Consider the following 16779-nt stretch of genomic DNA (forward strand, 5'->3'; position numbering starts at 1 on the left):
CCCCAACGTGGAAGTTTCCTCCATTGTCTGGACCCTGACCATCGCGGGAATTGTTGGCTTGCTGGCCTTCGATTTCTTCTTCCATGTACGGAAAGCCCACACGCCGTCGCTGAAGGAGTCGGCCATCTGGTCCTCCATCTACGTGGGAATCGCGCTCCTCTTTGGGCTTGGCGTACTGGTGCTCGGCGGCAGCACCATGGGCACCGAATACTTCGCGGGCTACGTCACCGAGAAGGCGTTGTCCGTGGACAACCTGTTTGTGTTCCTCATCATCATGGCCAGCTTCCGGGTTCCCCGGGCGGACCAGCAGAAGGTGCTGCTGTTCGGCATCGTCTTCTCGCTCATCGCCCGCACAGCCTTTATCTTCCTCGGCGCTGCCCTGATCAACAGCTTCGCCTGGGTGTTCTACATCTTCGGCCTGATCCTGCTGATCACCGCCGGCAACCTGCTTAAGCCGGACAACCACGACGAAGAATCGGAAGGCCTGGTGGTGCGGCTCGCCAAGAAGTTCCTGCCGGCGTCGGAACATTACGACGGCGACAAACTGTTCACGATGGAGAACGGCAAACGCGTCCTTACCCCGATGCTCCTGGTGATGGTGGCCATCGGCGGCACGGACATCCTCTTCGCGCTGGACTCCATCCCCGCAATCTTTGGCCTGACCCAGAACGTGTACATCGTGTTCACGGCCACGGCGTTCTCCCTGATGGGCCTGCGCCAGCTGTTCTTCCTCATCGACGGCCTGCTGGACCGCCTGATCTTCCTCTCCTACGGGCTCGCGGCGATCCTGGGCTTCATCGGCGTGAAGCTCATCCTGCACGCGCTGCATGAAAACAACCTGCCGTTCGTCAACGACGGCCAGCACGTCAACGTGGTGGAAGTCAGCACCGGGGTTTCCCTCACCGTGATCCTGGGCGTCCTGGTGGTCACCGTCCTGGCGTCCATCTTCAGCCCCAAGGGCAAGGCGAAGAACGCGGTGTCCGGGGCCAAGCGCCACGCCACCGATTACCTGGACCTCAACTACGAGACGGACATGGCGGAGCGGGACAAAATCTTCGCCAAGATGGTCCGGGAGGAAGACCAGATCCGCAAGCTACCCGAGAAGTACAAGCGGCTCATCCGCAACGAGACCGAGTTCCTGCAGCTGCTCCGCAATGCCCATGCCGAGCACGATAAGGCCCAGGTGCGGGCAGCGGAGGGATAAAGCAACGCGGGGTCACTTAAAGCCCTCCCGGAGGCCTCGGCCGGGCGTCAAGTGACCCCGCGTTGTCAGCCCCTCTTGCTAGATTCAAACCAAGGCCAGGGGAACCGTCCTCCGGCCAAGGCCAGTCAATGGGGAGGCCCCCGTGTTCCTGCTCGATCCCGCCAGCGGTAGTCCCGGCCGCGGTGCACCGGACCTGGTGTTCTCCGCCAGCGACCTCGTGGCCGCCAGCGAGTGTGAGTACCGCACGCTCCGGATCCTGGACGAGAAACTGGGCCGCTCGCCCAAGGCCGAGTTCCCCGACGACGAGATGCAACGCCGCGCCGGCACCCTGGGCGACAACCACGAGGCCAAGGTCCTGGCCGGCCTGATCGCACAGTACGGCAGGTGGGATGCCAGCCGTGGCGCCGGTGTGTTCACGATCGAGCGGGGCCAGAACGTCCGGGCGGACCTGGTGGCCAAGCAGGCCGAAACGGAGCTCGCGCTCCGGGCCGGGGCGGACGTGGTGTTCCAGGCAACATTCTTCGACGGCGAGTTCCTGGGGTACGCCGACTTCATCGTCAACGAGGCCGCTGGCACCGGCAACCCGGGACGCTACGAGGTATGGGACACCAAGCTGGCCCGGCACGCCAAGGTGGGCGCACTCCTGCAGCTGGCCGCCTACGGAGACCAACTCATCGGCATGGGCCTGGAACCATCGCCCCGTGTCACGCTGGTGCTGGGCGCAGTGGTCGACGGCGACTACGTCCGCAGCCACCACTCCCTGCCGGACCTGCTGCCGGTCTTCCGCGAGCGCCGCGACCACTTCCGCGCCCTGACCGGCGCCCACCGGGAGGACGGTTCCACGGTGCAGTGGCTGCAGCCCGGCATCACCTGCTGCGGGCGGTGCAACTATTGCGCCGAACAGGTCCAGGCCCACCGCGACCTCCTGATGGTCGGCGGGATGTCCACCCTCCGCCGGAAGAAGCTCATTGCCGACGGCGTCACCACCATCGATGCCCTGGCCGACCTTCCGCCGGACAAGGCCACCGGTTCGCTGGCCAGGCTCCGCGACCAGGCCCGGATGCAGCTGGGCCGCGATACTCCGGACGGATCACGGACCTTCACCAAGGACGGCGAAGACCACACCGTAACGTTCAAGGTGCTGCCCCAGAACGCACTGGACAGCATCCCCGCACCCAGCCCCGGCGACATCTTCTTCGACTTCGAAGGCGATCCGCTCTGGCAGGACCCTGCAACCAGCCAGTGGGGACTGGAGTACCTGTTCGGCGTGATCGAGGCGCCGGATGCAGCCGCACTGGCGGCCGGCAAGCCGGTGTTCCGACCGTTCTGGGCGCATTCCCGCTCCGGGGAACGGCAGGCCTTCCTGGACTTCCTCGCCTATGTCGAGGAACGCCGCTCCCGGTACCCGGACATGCACGTCTACCACTACGCAGCGTACGAAAAATCGGCGCTCCGGAACCTGTCAGTGACGCACCTGGCGGGCGAGGACATCGTGGACAACTGGCTCCGCGAGGGGGTGCTGGTGGACCTCTATGCCACGGCCCGCCACTCGCTGCGGATCTCCGAACCGTCGTACTCCATCAAGAAGCTCGAGCCGCTCTACATGGGTGACAACCTCCGCTCCGGGGATGTCAAGGATGCCGGGGCCTCGGTGGTGGCCTATGCCGCGTATTGCGCAGCCCGTGACGACGGAGACGCCGCGAAGGCAGCAGAGGTCCTGGCCTCAATCTCCGACTACAACGAATACGACTGCCTCTCCACCCTCCGCCTCCGTGACTGGCTGCTGGGGCTCCGCGGCTCGGCGTCCGGCTCGGCACCTGCGGGCGGGCACGCCGGGGCAGGAACGTACGACGCCGGCACCCAGGCGCCGCTGTTGCCTGACGTCCCGCCGAACACACCGGAGGCTGAACCAACGCCGGAGGAGCTCAGCCTCCGCGAGTACCTGGCCGGCCTCCCGGACACCCGGCCCTGGACCCCCGACGAGCGTGCCATCGCCATGGTGGCCGCCGCCACCGGCTATCACCGCCGCGAGCGGAAGCAGTTCTGGTGGGAGCACTTCGACCGCACCGAGTCCGAGATCGGTGACTGGCCGGAGCAGCGCAACCTTTTTGTCGTCGAATCTGCCGAGGTACTCAAGGATTGGTCTCTTGTAAAGCCCCGGGAACGGATGCGTACTAGGACAGTGCGCCTCCTAGGCGTTATGAGCGAAGGCTCAGAGTTTAAGTCTGAGCGAACCTGGTGTCGGCTCTATGGTGTGCCTTTGCCAGACGGCTTGGAAGGTTCGACGGGCAGGCCGGTTAGCAAGGCAGGACTCTTCAAGACACGGCTCTCGGCAGTTGAGGACGCCCCTGGCGCACCGGGCAAGACGCTGATAACGATCTCTGAAAAAGAATCAGCGAAAGTTCCTGCCCATGAACAAACACCGTGCGCCTTGACACCCGACAAACCCATTGAGACGGCGAGCATCGAGGCCGCCCTCGCCGAACTGGCCCAGACCGTGGGCGCATCTGTTCCCCGCTTGCCCGAGCACCCGGGCGTGGACATCCTGCGCAAGGCTCCGCCGCGGTTCCGTTCACTGTCCGGTCCTGCCGCCGCCGGAAAGGACAGCTCCGGCGCGGCCGACTACGTCACGGCCATCACTACGTCCCTGCTGGACCTTGACCGTTCCTACCTCGCCGTCCAAGGGCCTCCGGGTACCGGCAAGACCTACGTGGGTTCCCATGTAATTGCCCGGCTGATCGCGGAGGGCTGGAAGATCGGCGTCGTGGGCCAGTCCCACGCCGTAGTGGAGAACATGCTGTGCACCGCAATCGAAACCGCTGGGGTTGATCCGGACCGCGTGGCCAAGAAGCTGTCCACCCCGCACCAGGTCCTGTGGCAGCGCACCTCCGACGCCGACGTGGCCGCCCTGCTGGACTCCCGCGGCGGCTGCCTCGTGGGCGGCACTGCCTGGACCATGACCGGCAAGTCAGTGCCTGCCGGGTCCCTGGACCTGCTGGTCATCGACGAAGCCGGGCAGTTCTCGCTGGCCAACACGCTGGCCGTGGCACGTTCTGCCAAACGCCTCCTGCTCCTGGGTGACCCGCAGCAGCTGCCGCAGGTCACCCAGGGCGCCCACCCGGAGCCCGTGGACGAGTCAGCGCTGGGCTGGCTCGCCGCCGGGCACGCCACCCTCCCCACGGAGCTGGGCTATTTCCTGGCGGACAGCTGGCGGATGCACCCGGAACTGTGCCGCGCCGTTTCCGTCCTCAGTTACGACGGCAAGCTCGAATCGGCGCCGGCAGCCGCCCTCCGGAGCCTGGCAGAACTGCCTCCGGGAGTGGAATCGGTCTTCGTTGACCACACCGGCAACACCACGGCCTCCGCAGAAGAGGCGACCGAAGTAGTCAGGCAGGCGCAGCGGCACATCGGTTTGAAGTGGATTGCCGGCGGTGACAGGCCGGCCCGGCCCCTGACAGCCGAGGACGTCCTGGTGGTGGCCGCCTACAACGCCCAGGTCCAGCTGATCCGCCACGCCCTCGTCCAGGCAGGGCTTGACGGCGTGCGCGTGGGAACCGTGGACAAGTTCCAGGGCCAGGAAGCGCCCGTGGTGCTGGTGTCCATGGCCTGTTCGACTGTCGCCGAGGCTCCCCGCGGCGCCGAATTCCTGCTGAACCGGAACAGGATCAACGTCGCGGTGTCCCGCGGCCAATGGCGGGCGGTGATTGTCCGCTCCCCCGAACTCACCAGCTACATGCCGCGGAAACCCGAGGTGCTGGAGCAACTCGGTGCGTTCATCGGCCTGAGCCCGCGGACAAGCTGAGGATGTTCCCCGCCGGCACTTCGAAGACGCCGGTCAGCGGGCACTGAAGCCACGGAAGGCACCCTCGGCCGCGGAAAAGGTGTCTTCAACCCGTTCCACCCGGCCGGGGGTGTTGTCCGATTTCAGCCAGTCCAGCAGCTCCTGGATCCGGTGTTGCGGCCCTTCGGCAATCACTGACACAGAACCGTCGTCGAGGTTTTTCACCAGGCCCGTCAGGCCCAGTTCCTCGGCCTTGCCCATCGTCCAGAAACGGAACCCGACGCCCTGCACCACGCCAAAGACCCGTGCAGAAAGCCGGATGTCGCCGTCGTCGTCCTGACCTGCTGAGTCCCGTCCTGCGGAGCCCACCCCTGACGGGTCCGGTCCTGCGGTGTGCCGTCCTGCCGGAGGTGCCATGGCGTCAGGACTGCTTGACCAGCGCAGCTTCGATGTTGATCTTGACCTTGTCGCTGACCAGCAGTCCGCCGGCTTCCAGCGCAGCGTTCCAGGTCAGGCCGAACTCCTTGCGGCTGATCTCGGCCTCCGCGGAGAAGCCCGCGCGGGTGGCCCCGAACGGGTCAACGGCCACCCCGGTGAATTCAACTTCGAGTTCGATGGGTTTGGTGATGCCGCGGATGGTGAGGTCGCCGGTGAGGGTGTAGTCCTCGCCGTCGCCTTCAACTGAGGTGGCGCGGAAGGTCATCTCGGGGAAGGTCTCCACGTCGAAGAAATCCGGGCCCTTGACGTGGCCGTCCCGGTTGGCGTCGCCGGAATCGAAGCTGGCGGTCTTCACCGTGGCGTGCAGCGAGGCCTCTGCCAGGGATCCGCCGATCCGGGCCTCGGCACTGGCATCCGTGAAGCGGCCGCGGACCTTGCTGATGCCCGCGTGGCGGACCGTGAAGCCGATCTCGCTGTGGGACATGTCCAGCGTCCAGACGCCCGGCGTGATTCCTGAGGGAAGAGTCATTTTCCGCATCTCCTAAGTGGGTGCAAACCGGTCACAGCGACCAAACCCACAGTGCGTCACTCCGCAGTTTTTGTCCAGATAGGGGCGGTCACCCGTCGGCAACGCGGCCCTATCTGGACAAAAACTCCTCTGGCGGAATCAGTTGATGGTGATGTCCCGCGTGCGGTGGTCGTAGCGGATGGTGACAGCGCCGCCGTCGTGGTGCAGTTCGTGGTTGGGGCCATCGAAGGTGCCGAACGCGCCGTAGTTCTCTTCCCAGGAACGGTTCAGCGCGATCTTGAAGGTGTAGTAGCCGGCAGGCAGTTCCGCGTTGATCTTCCACTGCTGGGCGACGAAATCAAACGCCATCTGGGCTTCGTCATACTGCGGAGCCCAGTTCTCCGGGGCGCCCAGGAGCGTGTTGAAGTCGCCGGCAACTGCCACGGCTTCGGGCTGGGGGAAGGTCTCCACGTCCGGCCCCTCAAGCGACGCGGCGACGGAGGCCTCGGACTTCGTCTTCGGGGCAGCCTTGCGCGCACGGACGGCCTTGACCACCGGCTCCACGGCCTCCTCGATGATCTTGGCGGCCTTGCCAACGGCCTCGGCAGCCTTCTTGGCAGGCGCCTTCTTCGCGGGAGCCTTCTTGGCGGGGGCCTTCGTCACGGTTTCGTCCGCGGCCTCGGCGTTCTTGACCACTGCGGACTTGCGCGTGGTCCGGGCAGCGGCGACCTTGGCGGGAGCGGCAACGGGCGCAACTGGAACCGGGGTGTCGGCCGGGACCGGGGTTCCGGCGTCGAGCGCTGCCGCAAAAGCGTCGGCATCGGCGAAGGCAACCGTGGCGCGCATCCCGTCCTCGGTGATGGTCCACCCGGAACGGCCCTTGACCAGCCAGCCGGCCTTGACCAGCTTGGCCGTCGCGGAGGTGAGGGTCTTGTGGCCGCGGGGAATCCCGCCGCTGAGCAGCTCGGCCTCGTGCGGGCTGAACGGCACGCGGACGGTGGCCTCAGCGAGCACGCCTCCTGCGTTCAGCGCATCGCCGGTCCACGTGCCTTCCGTCAGGACATCCAGCACGGATTTGAGTCGAAGGTTGGTGTTTTCTGCGGTGGACTTGGCCATAATTCCCCTTTATAAAGCGATCGGTCTCTAGGCATCTTGCCAACAGCCTGTTAAATCGCACGACTTGAATTGGTTAACTCTGCGTGTCGTGACCGACTATGACGCGAGTTACACCGGAAGTGAGGCGGGAGTCTCGGGTCTGGGGCTGTTTATTCAGCCCCGGGGCGCTGAAACGGGCTCCGCCAGTCCCTGCCCGGACACGCTTGCGGCATAAGTTTAGCGCCAGCCGGCACCGGCTGCGTTCCAGGCTTTGGGGCTAGCCGCGGTTCAGCTCGTCCACCAGCTCGGCTTTCCGTTCGTCGGACGCGAACGATGAGTGGATGGAGTTGGCCGCGAGCCGGGCCCGGTCAAACTCGGACAGCCCAAAGGCGGCACCCAGTTGGGCGAAGTTGTCGTCAACGTAGCCGCCAAAGTACGCCGGGTCGTCGGAGTTCACTGAGACGTTGAGCCCGGCGGCGAGCATGGCCGGGAGCGGGTGGTCGGCGAGGGTGTCCACGACGCGGAGCCTGACGTTGGACAGCGGGCAGACGGTCAGCGGAATACGGTCTGCCACGAGCCGCTCCACGAGGTCGGGGTCCTCCATGCAGCGGATGCCGTGGTCGATCCGCTCCACGCCGAGGACGTCCAGCGCTTCGATGATGTACGACGCCGGTCCCTCCTCGCCCGCGTGGGCGGTCAGCCGGAGGCCCGCTTGCCGGGCCTTGGCGAACAGGCGTTCAAACTTCGATGGCGGGTTGCCCACCTCGGCCGAGTCCAGGCCGATCGCACCGATCGGGGCGTTCATGGCCAGCAGTCCGTCCAGGACCTCCAGCGCAGACTCCTCCGACAGATCCCGCAGGAACGCGGCAATCAGCATGGTGGAGATGCCGAAGTCCTTTACCGACGTCGCCAAGGCAGATGCCACTCCGTTGACGCAGGTCTCCAGGCTGACGCCGCGGGACAGGTGCGCCTGCGGGTCCATCATGATCTCCGCGTGCCGGACACCGGCGGCGGCGGCCCGGGCCAGGTACGCACGGGTCATGTCGGCGAAGTCCTGTTCGGTCTGGAGCACGGCCATGTTGGCGTAGTAGAGGTCCAGGAAGGACTGCAGGTCAGTGAACTCGTAAAGTCCGCGGAGCTCGTCGAGGCCCGAGTACGGGAGGGTAATGCCGTTGCGTTCGGCCAGTTCGAAGATCAACTCCGGCTGCAGGGTCCCCTCGATGTGCAGGTGCAGTTCGGCGACGGGGAGGATCCTGACCGCCGCTTCGGCCTCGGGAGCTTCTGCTTCTGAAGCTTCCGTCCCCGGAGCCTCTGAAGCTGCCGCCTCGGGAAGTTCCGTCTCTGGAAGCGGATCGGCGGCAGTGTCCCGGTAATTGTCCATCGGGTCAGGATATCGCCCGCCGGCCGGTTCGCGGCTAGAGTCGGATCAATGCGGAACCCTAAGCAGGCTGATCATCTTCCCCTTCCCACTCCCGGCCACCTTGCGAACGGCTTCGTCCGGGTCCGGGGCGCGCGGGAGAACAACCTGCGGAACGTGGATGTGGATGTGCCGCGCGACTCCATTGTGGCGTTCACGGGCGTCTCCGGCTCGGGCAAGTCCTCACTCGCCTTCGGCACCATCTACGCCGAAGCCCAGCGCCGCTACTTTGAATCCGTCGCCCCGTACGCGCGCCGCCTTATCCAGCAGGGCCACAATCCCAAGGTGGAGATGATCTCCGGGCTGCCGCCCGCCGTCGCGCTTCAACAGCGCCGCGGCGCACCCAGCAGCCGCTCCACCGTTGGCACGGTGACCACGCTGTCCAACTCGCTCCGGATGCTGTTTTCCCGGGCGGGCACCTACCCGGCCGGCGCCGAACAGCTGGACTCGGACGCGTTTTCGCCGAACACGGCGGCCGGCGCCTGCCCCGAATGCCACGGCCTGGGGGTCGCGCATACTGTCAGCGAGGAATCCCTGGTCCCGGACCCGGCCCTCACCATCCGGGAAGGTGCCATCGCGGCGTGGCCGGGCGCCTGGCAGGGCAAGAACCTCCGCGACATCCTCAGCCACCTGGGCTACGACGTCGACGTGCCCTGGCGGAAGCTGCCCCGGAAGCAGCGCGACTGGATCCTGTTCACCGACGAGCAGCCCGTCGTCGAAGTCACGCCCGAACGCGACCGTGTGGCCAAGCCGTACAAGGGCCGCTTCTGGAGCGCCAAAAGCTACGTCCTGCACACCCTGGCAGATTCGCAGAGCGCTGCCATGCGCGAGCGCGTCCTGGCGTTTATGGAGTCCGGTCCGTGTCCGCGCTGCGGCGGCACCGGGCTCCGGCCGGAAGCCCTCGCCGTGACCTTCGCCGGCCGGACCATCGCCCACCTCAACACCGCACCAATGGTGGAGCTGGCCGAGATCATCCGCCCCACCGCGGCGCTGAAGGAGGCCGGTACCGCATCCCGCCGGCAGTCCTCCGGCGAGGACAATGAGGTGGCTGTGGCCATCACCGCGGACCTCCTGCACCGCATCACGGTGCTCCTGGATCTGGGGCTGGGATACCTCGCGCTGGGCCGCGCCACGCCCACCCTCTCGCCGGGCGAGATGCAGCGGCTGAGGATCGCCACCCAGCTCCGCTCCGGGCTGTTCGGCGTGATCTACGTCCTGGACGAGCCGTCCGCGGGCCTCCATCCGGCCGACGCCGAGCCGCTCCTGGCGGTGCTGGACCAGCTCAAGGCCTCAGGCAACTCGGTGTTTGTGGTGGAGCACAACATGGACGTGGTCCGCCGCGCCGACTGGCTGGTGGACGTGGGCCCACGCGCCGGGGAGGGCGGCGGCGAGGTGCTCTACAGCGGCCCGGTTGCCGGGCTCGCGGCCATCGAGGAGTCGGTCACCCGCCCGTTCCTGTTCGACGGCGGCAGCGGAGGCAGGACGCCCGACGGCGGCGCCGCGCCACATGCAGGCAGAACGCCACATGCGGGCACCTCACCGCGTGCGGGCGGTATCCGGGAGCCTGACGGCTGGCTGGAGCTGGCCGGCATCAGCCGGCACAACCTCAAGGACCTTGACGCCCAGTTCCCGCTTGGCGTCTTGACGGCAGTCACCGGAGTGTCCGGCTCGGGCAAGTCGACGCTCGTCAGCCATGTCCTGGGGGAGGTCGTGGGCTCCGGCCTGAAGACCCAACCGGCACCGCAACCGGTGGAACCTGACGAGGCGGGCCCGGCAATGCCCCTGTCGGTCGGACCGGTCAGCGGCGCGGACCGGATCGACAGGCTGGTCATGGTGGACCAGAAGCCCATCGGCCGCACGCCGCGCTCCAACCTGGCCACCTACACGGGGCTCTTCGACGCCGTCCGCAAGGAATTCGCCGCCACGGACGAGGCCAGGGCTCGCGGTTTCGGCGCCGGGAGGTTCTCGTTCAACGTCGCCGGCGGCCGCTGTGAAACCTGCCAGGGCGAGGGATTCGTGGCCGTGGAACTGCTCTTCCTCCCGGGCAGCTACGGCCCGTGCCCGGAGTGCGGCGGTTCCCGGTACAACCCCGAAACCCTGGAAGTGACGTACCGCGGCAAGAACGTGGCCGAGGTGCTGCGCCTGACGGTGGACGCGGCCGCCGGCTTCCTGGCCGACATTCCCGCCGCTGCCCGCAGCCTGAAGAGCCTTCGGGACGTGGGCCTGGGCTACCTCCGGCTGGGCCAGCCCGCAACGGAGCTGTCCGGCGGCGAGGCCCAGCGCATCAAGCTCGCCACCGAACTGCAGCGTGCCCAGCGCGGCCACACCCTTTACCTGTTGGACGAGCCCACCACGGGGCTCCACCCCGCCGACGTCCAACTACTCATGGCCCAGCTCCACGGCCTGGTGGACAGCGGCAACACCGTGGTGGTGGTGGAACACGAAATGGCTGTTGTGGCGGCGGCGGACTGGGTCATTGACCTGGGCCCCTCGGGCGGGGACGCCGGTGGCCGGATCGTCGCCACCGGAACCGCGGCCGACGTCGCGCGTTCACCGCACAGCCGTACCGCGCCCTACCTGGCGGCGGCACTTCCCCAGCCGACCACCAGCCAACGCCCAGAAATCATCTCGGTTTGATAACGGACCCGTGATGTCCTAGCGTGAAATACAAGCCCGTAATTCGGGCGACATGAATGCCCGGTGCTGCCTCCACCAGAACTGCCCGGCCGGCAGACACCGAACATGACCTCTAATCGTCAGGGGCGGGCAGTGGCGCGACGACCTCCGGGGACGGATCGAGCGCAGGTGGCCTTCAGGAGCATCAGCACATGAAAAACACCACTTTCCGTACTGCCGCACGCCGCGGAGCCACCATCGCCGCCGTCTCAGCGGCAGGGCTTGCACTCTCCGCAACAGCCGCCACCGCGGCCACCAGCACCTCAACGTGGGACGCCCTGGCGCAGTGTGAGAGCGGCGGCAACTGGTCCACCAACACCGGCAACGGCTACACGGGCGGCCTGCAGTTCAGCGACAGCACGTGGGCTGCCTACGGCGGCACCGGCTCCGCAGCCAACGCCACCCGCGAACAGCAGATCGCCGTGGCCGAGCAGGTCCAGGCCTCGCAGGGCTGGGGAGCCTGGCCCTCCTGTGCGTCCCAGCTTGGCCTGAGCGGCGGGGGCGGCGCAACGGCGGTTGCTCCCCAAAGCGTCCCGGTCGAAAGCGTGCCGGTCCAGAGCGCGCCGGCCGTCGAGGCCCCGACGGATACGGTGGCGGCTTCACAGCATGCCGCACCCGTTGCGCTGAGCGGCGAGACCTACACGCTTGAGGCCGGCGACACCCTCAGCACGGCCGCCGAAAAGCTCGGTATCGAAGGCGGCTGGCAGAGCCTGGCCGACGCCAACCTGGACACCATCGCCGACCCCGATCTGGTGTTCGAGGGGCAGGTCCTGCAGCTTCCGGCCTAACGGCCCGGACTGAGCATTAACAACGACGCCGGAGCGTCCCCCCAGCGGGGAGCTCCGGCGTCGTTGTTGTGTCTTGAAGTTGTGGCTGGCTGCCGAGGTTACGCGGCGGCCGGGATTTCACGGACGATGCGCACCTTCCAGGCGGCGTCGTCGCTGGTGTCCAGGAGCGCCACGGTGCCGTGGGCGACGTTCAGGGCCACGCGCTTGGCTGCCAGCAGTTCGAGGTAAAGGTGCTCGTTCATGCGGCTGGGCGTGTCGATCATGTACTTCACGGCGTCGCGGACCTTGCGGTAGTTGGCGCTCCGTTCACGGTGCAGGTGCAGTTCAAGGGACTGGCGCTGGCGGACTTTGGGTTCGTGCTTGTTGAGCCAGGACACAGCCGCGTGCACGCCGACCACGAGGGCCAGGGAGACCGCGTAGATCCACCAGCCGCTGGTCAGCAGGAAGAGGGGCAGGTTTCCAATGGCCACAATCGCAATGATGACGCGCAGGGCGGCGATCTTGCGGAGGGTCAGGGCCACGGCGGCCAGGGCGGCGCGGAAGCCGTGCTGGTCGTGGCGGGCCGTGGCGGGGTCGATCGTAAATTCATCAAGGACCAGGATGCCCTTGGCCTCCGGGCTCAGCATCTGCCCGAACTTGGGCATGAAAGGCTGGGCTGTACCGGCGGTCATTTCAGGTGTGGTTGTCATGTAGGGGCTTCCGGGACGCTGGGGTGTTTCGGTGATCTTAGTGGTTGGACCCATCCGCTGTATGCATCGGTCCACTATGTGAACATTCCCCGCGCCGCTCCTGTGGCGGCCGGCACTGCAATTGGCACTTGGGCCGCATGCCGTCAGACTGAAGGGATGCAAACCTTCCTCCCGTACCCCGATTTCCGGCAGAGCGCCGCAGCACTGGACACTGCCAGGCTTGGCAAGCAGCGCGTCGAGGCGCTGCAGACCCTCCGGGCGCTGGTCATTCCCGAGTACGGCTGGCAGACCCACCCGGCGGTCCGCATGTGGATGGGCTACGTTCCGGCCCTGACCATGTACGGGCTGGCCATGGTGGACGAGTGGACCGAACGCGGCCACCCGGACAACACCCGCGCCAACATCACGGAGTTCGCACCCCAGGCAGCCCACCCGGACTACGCGGCCAAGATCCCCATGCCGCCGTGGCTGGGAAATTCGGACTTCCACCTGAGCCACCGGTCCAAGCTCCTGCGCAAGGAACCGAAGTTCTACAAAACGGTCTTCCCTGACGCCGAACCGGACATCGACTACATCTGGCCCGAGCCCAAGCATGAGTTCCTGCCCGCGGACCCCGAGGATGACTTCCTGTGGATCCTCCGCTCCCCGCACGAAGAATTCACCCCGGAGACGCTGAACACCGTTGCCCTGCCGCCGGTCCGCCGCGCCCTTGCAACCGCGGAGCAGGACGACTACTCCCCCGTCTATGCGGACGACGGATCCCGGCGCCCTTCCAAGCAGCCCCGGAAGCTTCCGCCCAAGGCAAAGATCAAGAAGCCCACCCGCAAGCGCCAGGCCCAGGAGGAAGCTTTTGCCACGCTCCCGGGCAAAACGCCTGTGGCTGTGTCGTTCGAGGACGGCGCCAAGTTCGCCGTGGGCCAGGTGCTGGGCCGGCCCATCACGCTCGAGGACGGCCGCTTTGGCCGTAACTTCAGCGTCACCGAGGTGATTGACCGGTCTGCGTTCGACTATCCGGCGCTACTGCAGGACCCCCGGGTGTTTTTCCCGGTCCCTGCCCCCTGACCGCATGACTATCCTCCTGGCCGGCTGCGGTGACCTGGGCACGGAAGCGGGCCTGCGCTTCGCCGCGGCCGGGGACCGGGTGGTGGGCTGGCGCCGCTCGCCGGAAAAGCTTCCTCCGGCGATCAAGGGCATCGCGGCTGACCTGACCGCCGCCGACCTGCCGGCCATCCCGGCGGACACCACCGCCGTCGTCGTAGCCGTCGCGGCCGCCTCCCCCACCGAGGCGGCCTACCGGGCCGCCTATGTGGACGGGCTGGCGCACGTCCTGGACGCCTTGGAACGCGACGGCGTGACGCCGCGGCGCGTGCTCTTCGTTTCGTCCACCGCCGTCTACGGGGACGCCGGCGGCGGCTGGGTGGATGAGAGTACGACGCCGGCACCTGGCGGTTTCTCCGGGCGCATCCTCCGCGAGGCTGAGGAACTCCTGGTTTCGCGGCTGCGCGGCACCGGTACTGCGCCGGTTGTGCTGCGGCTGGGCGGGATTTACGGGCCGGGGCGGACCCGGCTGATTGACCAGGTCCGCAGCGGGCAGGCAGTCATCCCTGATGAGCCGCGCTACACAAACCGGATCCACCGGGACGATGCGGCGGCCGCCATCGTCCGCCTCGTGTGCATGGCTTCCATGCCCGCTCCGGTATATGTCGGTGTGGACAATTCTCCCGCCGAGCTTGGGGACGTCCTGCGTTTCCTGGCCGCCGAGATGGGTTATCCGGAACCGCCTGTTGGCCCGGCCGGAGAAGCCAGGGGCGGCAACAAACGCTGCAGCAGCGCCCTGCTTCGGAGCGCGGGATTCGAGTTCGCCTACCCGTCGTTCCGTGAAGGCTACCGCGACATCCTGGCCGGCAAAGGTGTCCGCCACCCGTAGGCCACTCCCCAGGCTTGGCGCGAACGTACACTTGCGGCCCCACCCACCCCCGCGAACGTACACTTGGGGCCGGACCGTCGACGCGGGCCTGGCCGGCGTCGACTTGTCATTGAACGCGTCGTCATCGAGGAGCACTGTGGACTTCCAACACGTCATCGAGGCCGTCGGCAGGTTCATGGACTTCGCCGGGGTGGCCGTGATGGTCATCGGTGCTGTTGTGTCGATTCCCATGGCCCTCCGCGGCTACCAGCCCCGGAAGCTCCCCGCAGGATCCGAAAAACTGACCGTGTACCGGTCATATCGGCAGCTGTTGGGACGGTCCATCCTGCTGGGCCTTGAACTGCTGGTAGCTGCCGACATCATCCGCACGGTGGCTGTGACGCCAACCTTCGAGAGCGTAGGCGTGCTGGCGATCATCGTGCTCATCAGGACCTTCCTGAGCTTCTCGCTGGAGCTGGAAATCACCGGACGCTGGCCGTGGCAGAAGGAACCATCCGAGCCGCCCGTGGAGCCCTCCGCACCGGCACGTGCGGAAGCCTAAAGTCCCGATCCTCTTTCCCCCCGCAGAACCAGGTCCGCGCCCCCACGGAGTTATCCACATAGGTCTCCTGCTTCGCCGTTTTTGTCGGCCCCTCGCGGGAAGATTTGGGTATGGAAAACGTGGCAGTGGACGAGGCGGTGGAGGCCTTTTTGGCGTCCGCTGCTGAGTTGGCTGACTGTGTGCGCCGCGGGGTAGGCAGTCCGGGTTCCGGGGTTTCTGGCTCTGGCGGTTCGGATCCGCTGCGGGAGCAGGCGGATGCGTGCCTGGACGGGCTTGGCGTATCGGCGCGGGTTGATGCCATGGTGGCGGGCTTGACGGTGCGCCTGGCTTCCGGGTTTGCCGAGGCAACCCGGGCCATGTCGCCGCCTGATGAGCAGCCGCATCAGCGACTGGCCCGCGAAATGGGCGTCGTCGCCGAGGTCGCCTGTGCCCGGACGGTGAGTGAACGCTCGGCCTCTGCCCTGCTGGCCCAATCCCACGAACTGACCACCACCCTGCCCCTGACCCAGGCCGCATTGGAGCAGGGGGTGGTGTCGTCGCAGCACGCGAGGGTCATGGTCGACGAGGCAGCCAGCCTGGACCCAGCCGGGGCCGCCGCGCTGGAGGCGCATTTCCTGGACCCGGATGCGCCGCACCCGGCCCGGTGGCGCCCGGCCGGGGACATGGTTCCGTCGCGGTTCCGGCACAAAGCCCGGACCTGGCGGGAACGCCACCACCCGGTCAGCATCGAGAAACGCCACGCCAAAAGCTTCCTGGACCGGCGGCTGGAGTACGCCCCGGACCGGGACGGGATGGCCTGGCTCTCCGCGTACCTGCCTGCGGACCAGGCCGCCGGGATCTGGAACGGCATCACCGCCACCGCCCGGGCCCTCCAAAGCCCCACCGAGGACCGGACACTGACCCAGCTCCGGGCAGACGTCGCCGCCAAAGTACTCCTCAGCGCCGGCTTCACCACCAGCAACCCAATGGACGGCAGCACAGAAGCGGCCGCCGACAGCAGGACAGGTTTAGCGACCACCAGACCCAGCACCAGCACCAGCACCAGCACCAGCGATGATGGCGTGGCTGGTGGCGTTCCGGTCACTGACGGGATCGATGATGCTGTGGCCGGCCTGGTTCCGGCCCCTGGCGGGGTCGATGCGGGCCGGGTGCCTTCGCCGGCGGCGCAGGTCCTGGTGACCGTGCCGGTCTTTGCCCTGATGGGCCTCACCGACGAACCGGCCGACCTCGACGGCTACGGCCCGATCCCCGCCTCCATGGCCCGCCAGCTCGTGGCCGACGGGGCGTCCTCATTCCGCCGGGTCCTCATTGATCCGCGGGATGGGGCACCGCTGGAAATCGGACGGGAAAGCTACCGGATCCCATCGGCGATGCGGCAATGGCTCAGACTCCGGGACGGGAAATGTTCGTTCCCCGGCTGCAACAACCAATCCCTGGACAACGAAACCGACCACATCCTCGCCTGGGCCGACGGCGGCACCACCGGTATATCCAATCTTGGGTCATTGTGCCGCAAACACCACCGGCTGAAACACAGCACGGCGTGGACACCCACCGAAGCCAGCACCAACGAACCGCCCGGCTGGACTTCACCCACCGGCCGCCACTACCAAAGCGAACACCACGACTGGGAACCACCCCACTGGCCACCCAAACCCAGGGGCAACTAAGGCACCAAGACTTGCCAGCTATACCCGGCTCATAAGTCCTGCCAG

Annotated in this window: 13 protein-coding genes; 8 read left to right on the forward strand and 5 right to left on the reverse strand. The window is 67.0% G+C overall.

Going from position 1 to position 16779, the window contains the following annotated elements:
* The first annotated feature begins 7 nt into the window (after positions 1 to 7).
* Positions 8 to 1204: a TerC family protein gene (locus EYS21_RS15265; RefSeq protein WP_131134064.1), complete on the forward strand. Its 1197-nt coding sequence runs from the start codon at positions 8 to 10 to the stop codon at positions 1202 to 1204.
* Positions 1205 to 1346: 142 nt separating this feature from the next.
* Positions 1347 to 5006, forward strand: coding sequence for a TM0106 family RecB-like putative nuclease (locus EYS21_RS15270; protein WP_131134065.1), 3660 nt, complete (start codon positions 1347 to 1349; stop codon positions 5004 to 5006).
* A 33-nt stretch (positions 5007 to 5039) separates the two neighbouring features.
* Here EYS21_RS15270 and EYS21_RS15275 read toward each other — a convergent pair whose 3' ends face one another.
* The 4 genes from EYS21_RS15275 to EYS21_RS15290 all read right to left on the reverse strand — a co-directional run bounded on the left by EYS21_RS15275 (position 5040) and on the right by EYS21_RS15290 (position 8407).
* Positions 5040 to 5402, reverse strand: coding sequence for an acylphosphatase (locus tag EYS21_RS15275; protein ID WP_131134066.1), 363 nt, complete (start codon positions 5400 to 5402; stop codon positions 5040 to 5042).
* A 4-nt stretch (positions 5403 to 5406) separates the two neighbouring features.
* Entirely contained in the window at positions 5407 to 5952 is a 546-nt protein-coding gene (locus EYS21_RS15280) for a YceI family protein (protein WP_131134067.1), read from the reverse strand.
* A 138-nt stretch (positions 5953 to 6090) separates the two neighbouring features.
* Positions 6091 to 7047, reverse strand: a complete 957-nt coding sequence (locus EYS21_RS15285) for a glycosidase (RefSeq protein WP_131134068.1) — start codon at positions 7045 to 7047, stop codon at positions 6091 to 6093.
* Positions 7048 to 7303: 256 nt separating this feature from the next.
* A complete protein-coding gene (locus EYS21_RS15290; RefSeq protein WP_131134069.1) occupies positions 7304 to 8407 on the reverse strand; it encodes an adenosine deaminase in 1104 nt (367 codons plus the stop codon).
* 48 nt (positions 8408 to 8455) lie between these two features.
* Here EYS21_RS15290 and EYS21_RS15295 point away from each other — a divergent pair, with 48 nt between their 5' ends.
* The gene (locus tag EYS21_RS15295; protein ID WP_131134070.1) at positions 8456 to 11080 is read left to right on the forward strand and encodes an excinuclease ABC subunit UvrA; all 2625 of its coding nucleotides are present in this window, start codon (positions 8456 to 8458) and stop codon (positions 11078 to 11080) included.
* Between the two features lie 191 nt (positions 11081 to 11271).
* Positions 11272 to 11907, forward strand: coding sequence for a transglycosylase family protein (locus EYS21_RS15300; protein WP_131134071.1), 636 nt, complete (start codon positions 11272 to 11274; stop codon positions 11905 to 11907).
* Between the two features lie 98 nt (positions 11908 to 12005).
* On the opposite strand, the gene EYS21_RS15305 is transcribed toward EYS21_RS15300, so the two are convergent.
* On the reverse strand, positions 12006 to 12596 hold the full coding sequence (locus EYS21_RS15305; protein WP_131134072.1) for a hypothetical protein: 591 nt from the start codon (positions 12594 to 12596) through the stop codon (positions 12006 to 12008).
* A 156-nt stretch (positions 12597 to 12752) separates the two neighbouring features.
* Between EYS21_RS15305 and EYS21_RS15310 the strand changes: the two genes are divergently transcribed.
* From EYS21_RS15310 to EYS21_RS15325, 4 genes are all read left to right on the forward strand, one after another.
* Positions 12753 to 13658 carry an MSMEG_6728 family protein gene (locus EYS21_RS15310; protein ID WP_131134073.1) on the forward strand — a complete coding sequence of 302 codons (906 nt, stop codon included), beginning with the start codon at positions 12753 to 12755 and terminating at the stop codon, positions 13656 to 13658.
* Positions 13659 to 13662: 4 nt separating this feature from the next.
* Positions 13663 to 14523: an NAD-dependent epimerase/dehydratase family protein gene (locus EYS21_RS15315; RefSeq protein ID WP_131134074.1), complete on the forward strand. Its 861-nt coding sequence runs from the start codon at positions 13663 to 13665 to the stop codon at positions 14521 to 14523.
* Between the two features lie 136 nt (positions 14524 to 14659).
* Entirely contained in the window at positions 14660 to 15064 is a 405-nt protein-coding gene (locus EYS21_RS15320; RefSeq protein WP_131134075.1) for a DUF1622 domain-containing protein, read from the forward strand.
* A gap of 110 nt (positions 15065 to 15174) precedes the next feature.
* Positions 15175 to 16734 (forward strand): HNH endonuclease signature motif containing protein, encoded by a 1560-nt coding sequence (locus tag EYS21_RS15325; protein ID WP_131134076.1) that lies wholly within the window; start codon positions 15175 to 15177, stop codon positions 16732 to 16734.
* Positions 16735 to 16779 lie beyond the last annotated feature (45 nt).

This window comes from Arthrobacter sp. S39, assembly GCF_004320525.1.
In the GTDB taxonomy this organism is placed as follows: Bacteria; Actinomycetota; Actinomycetes; order Actinomycetales; family Micrococcaceae; genus Arthrobacter.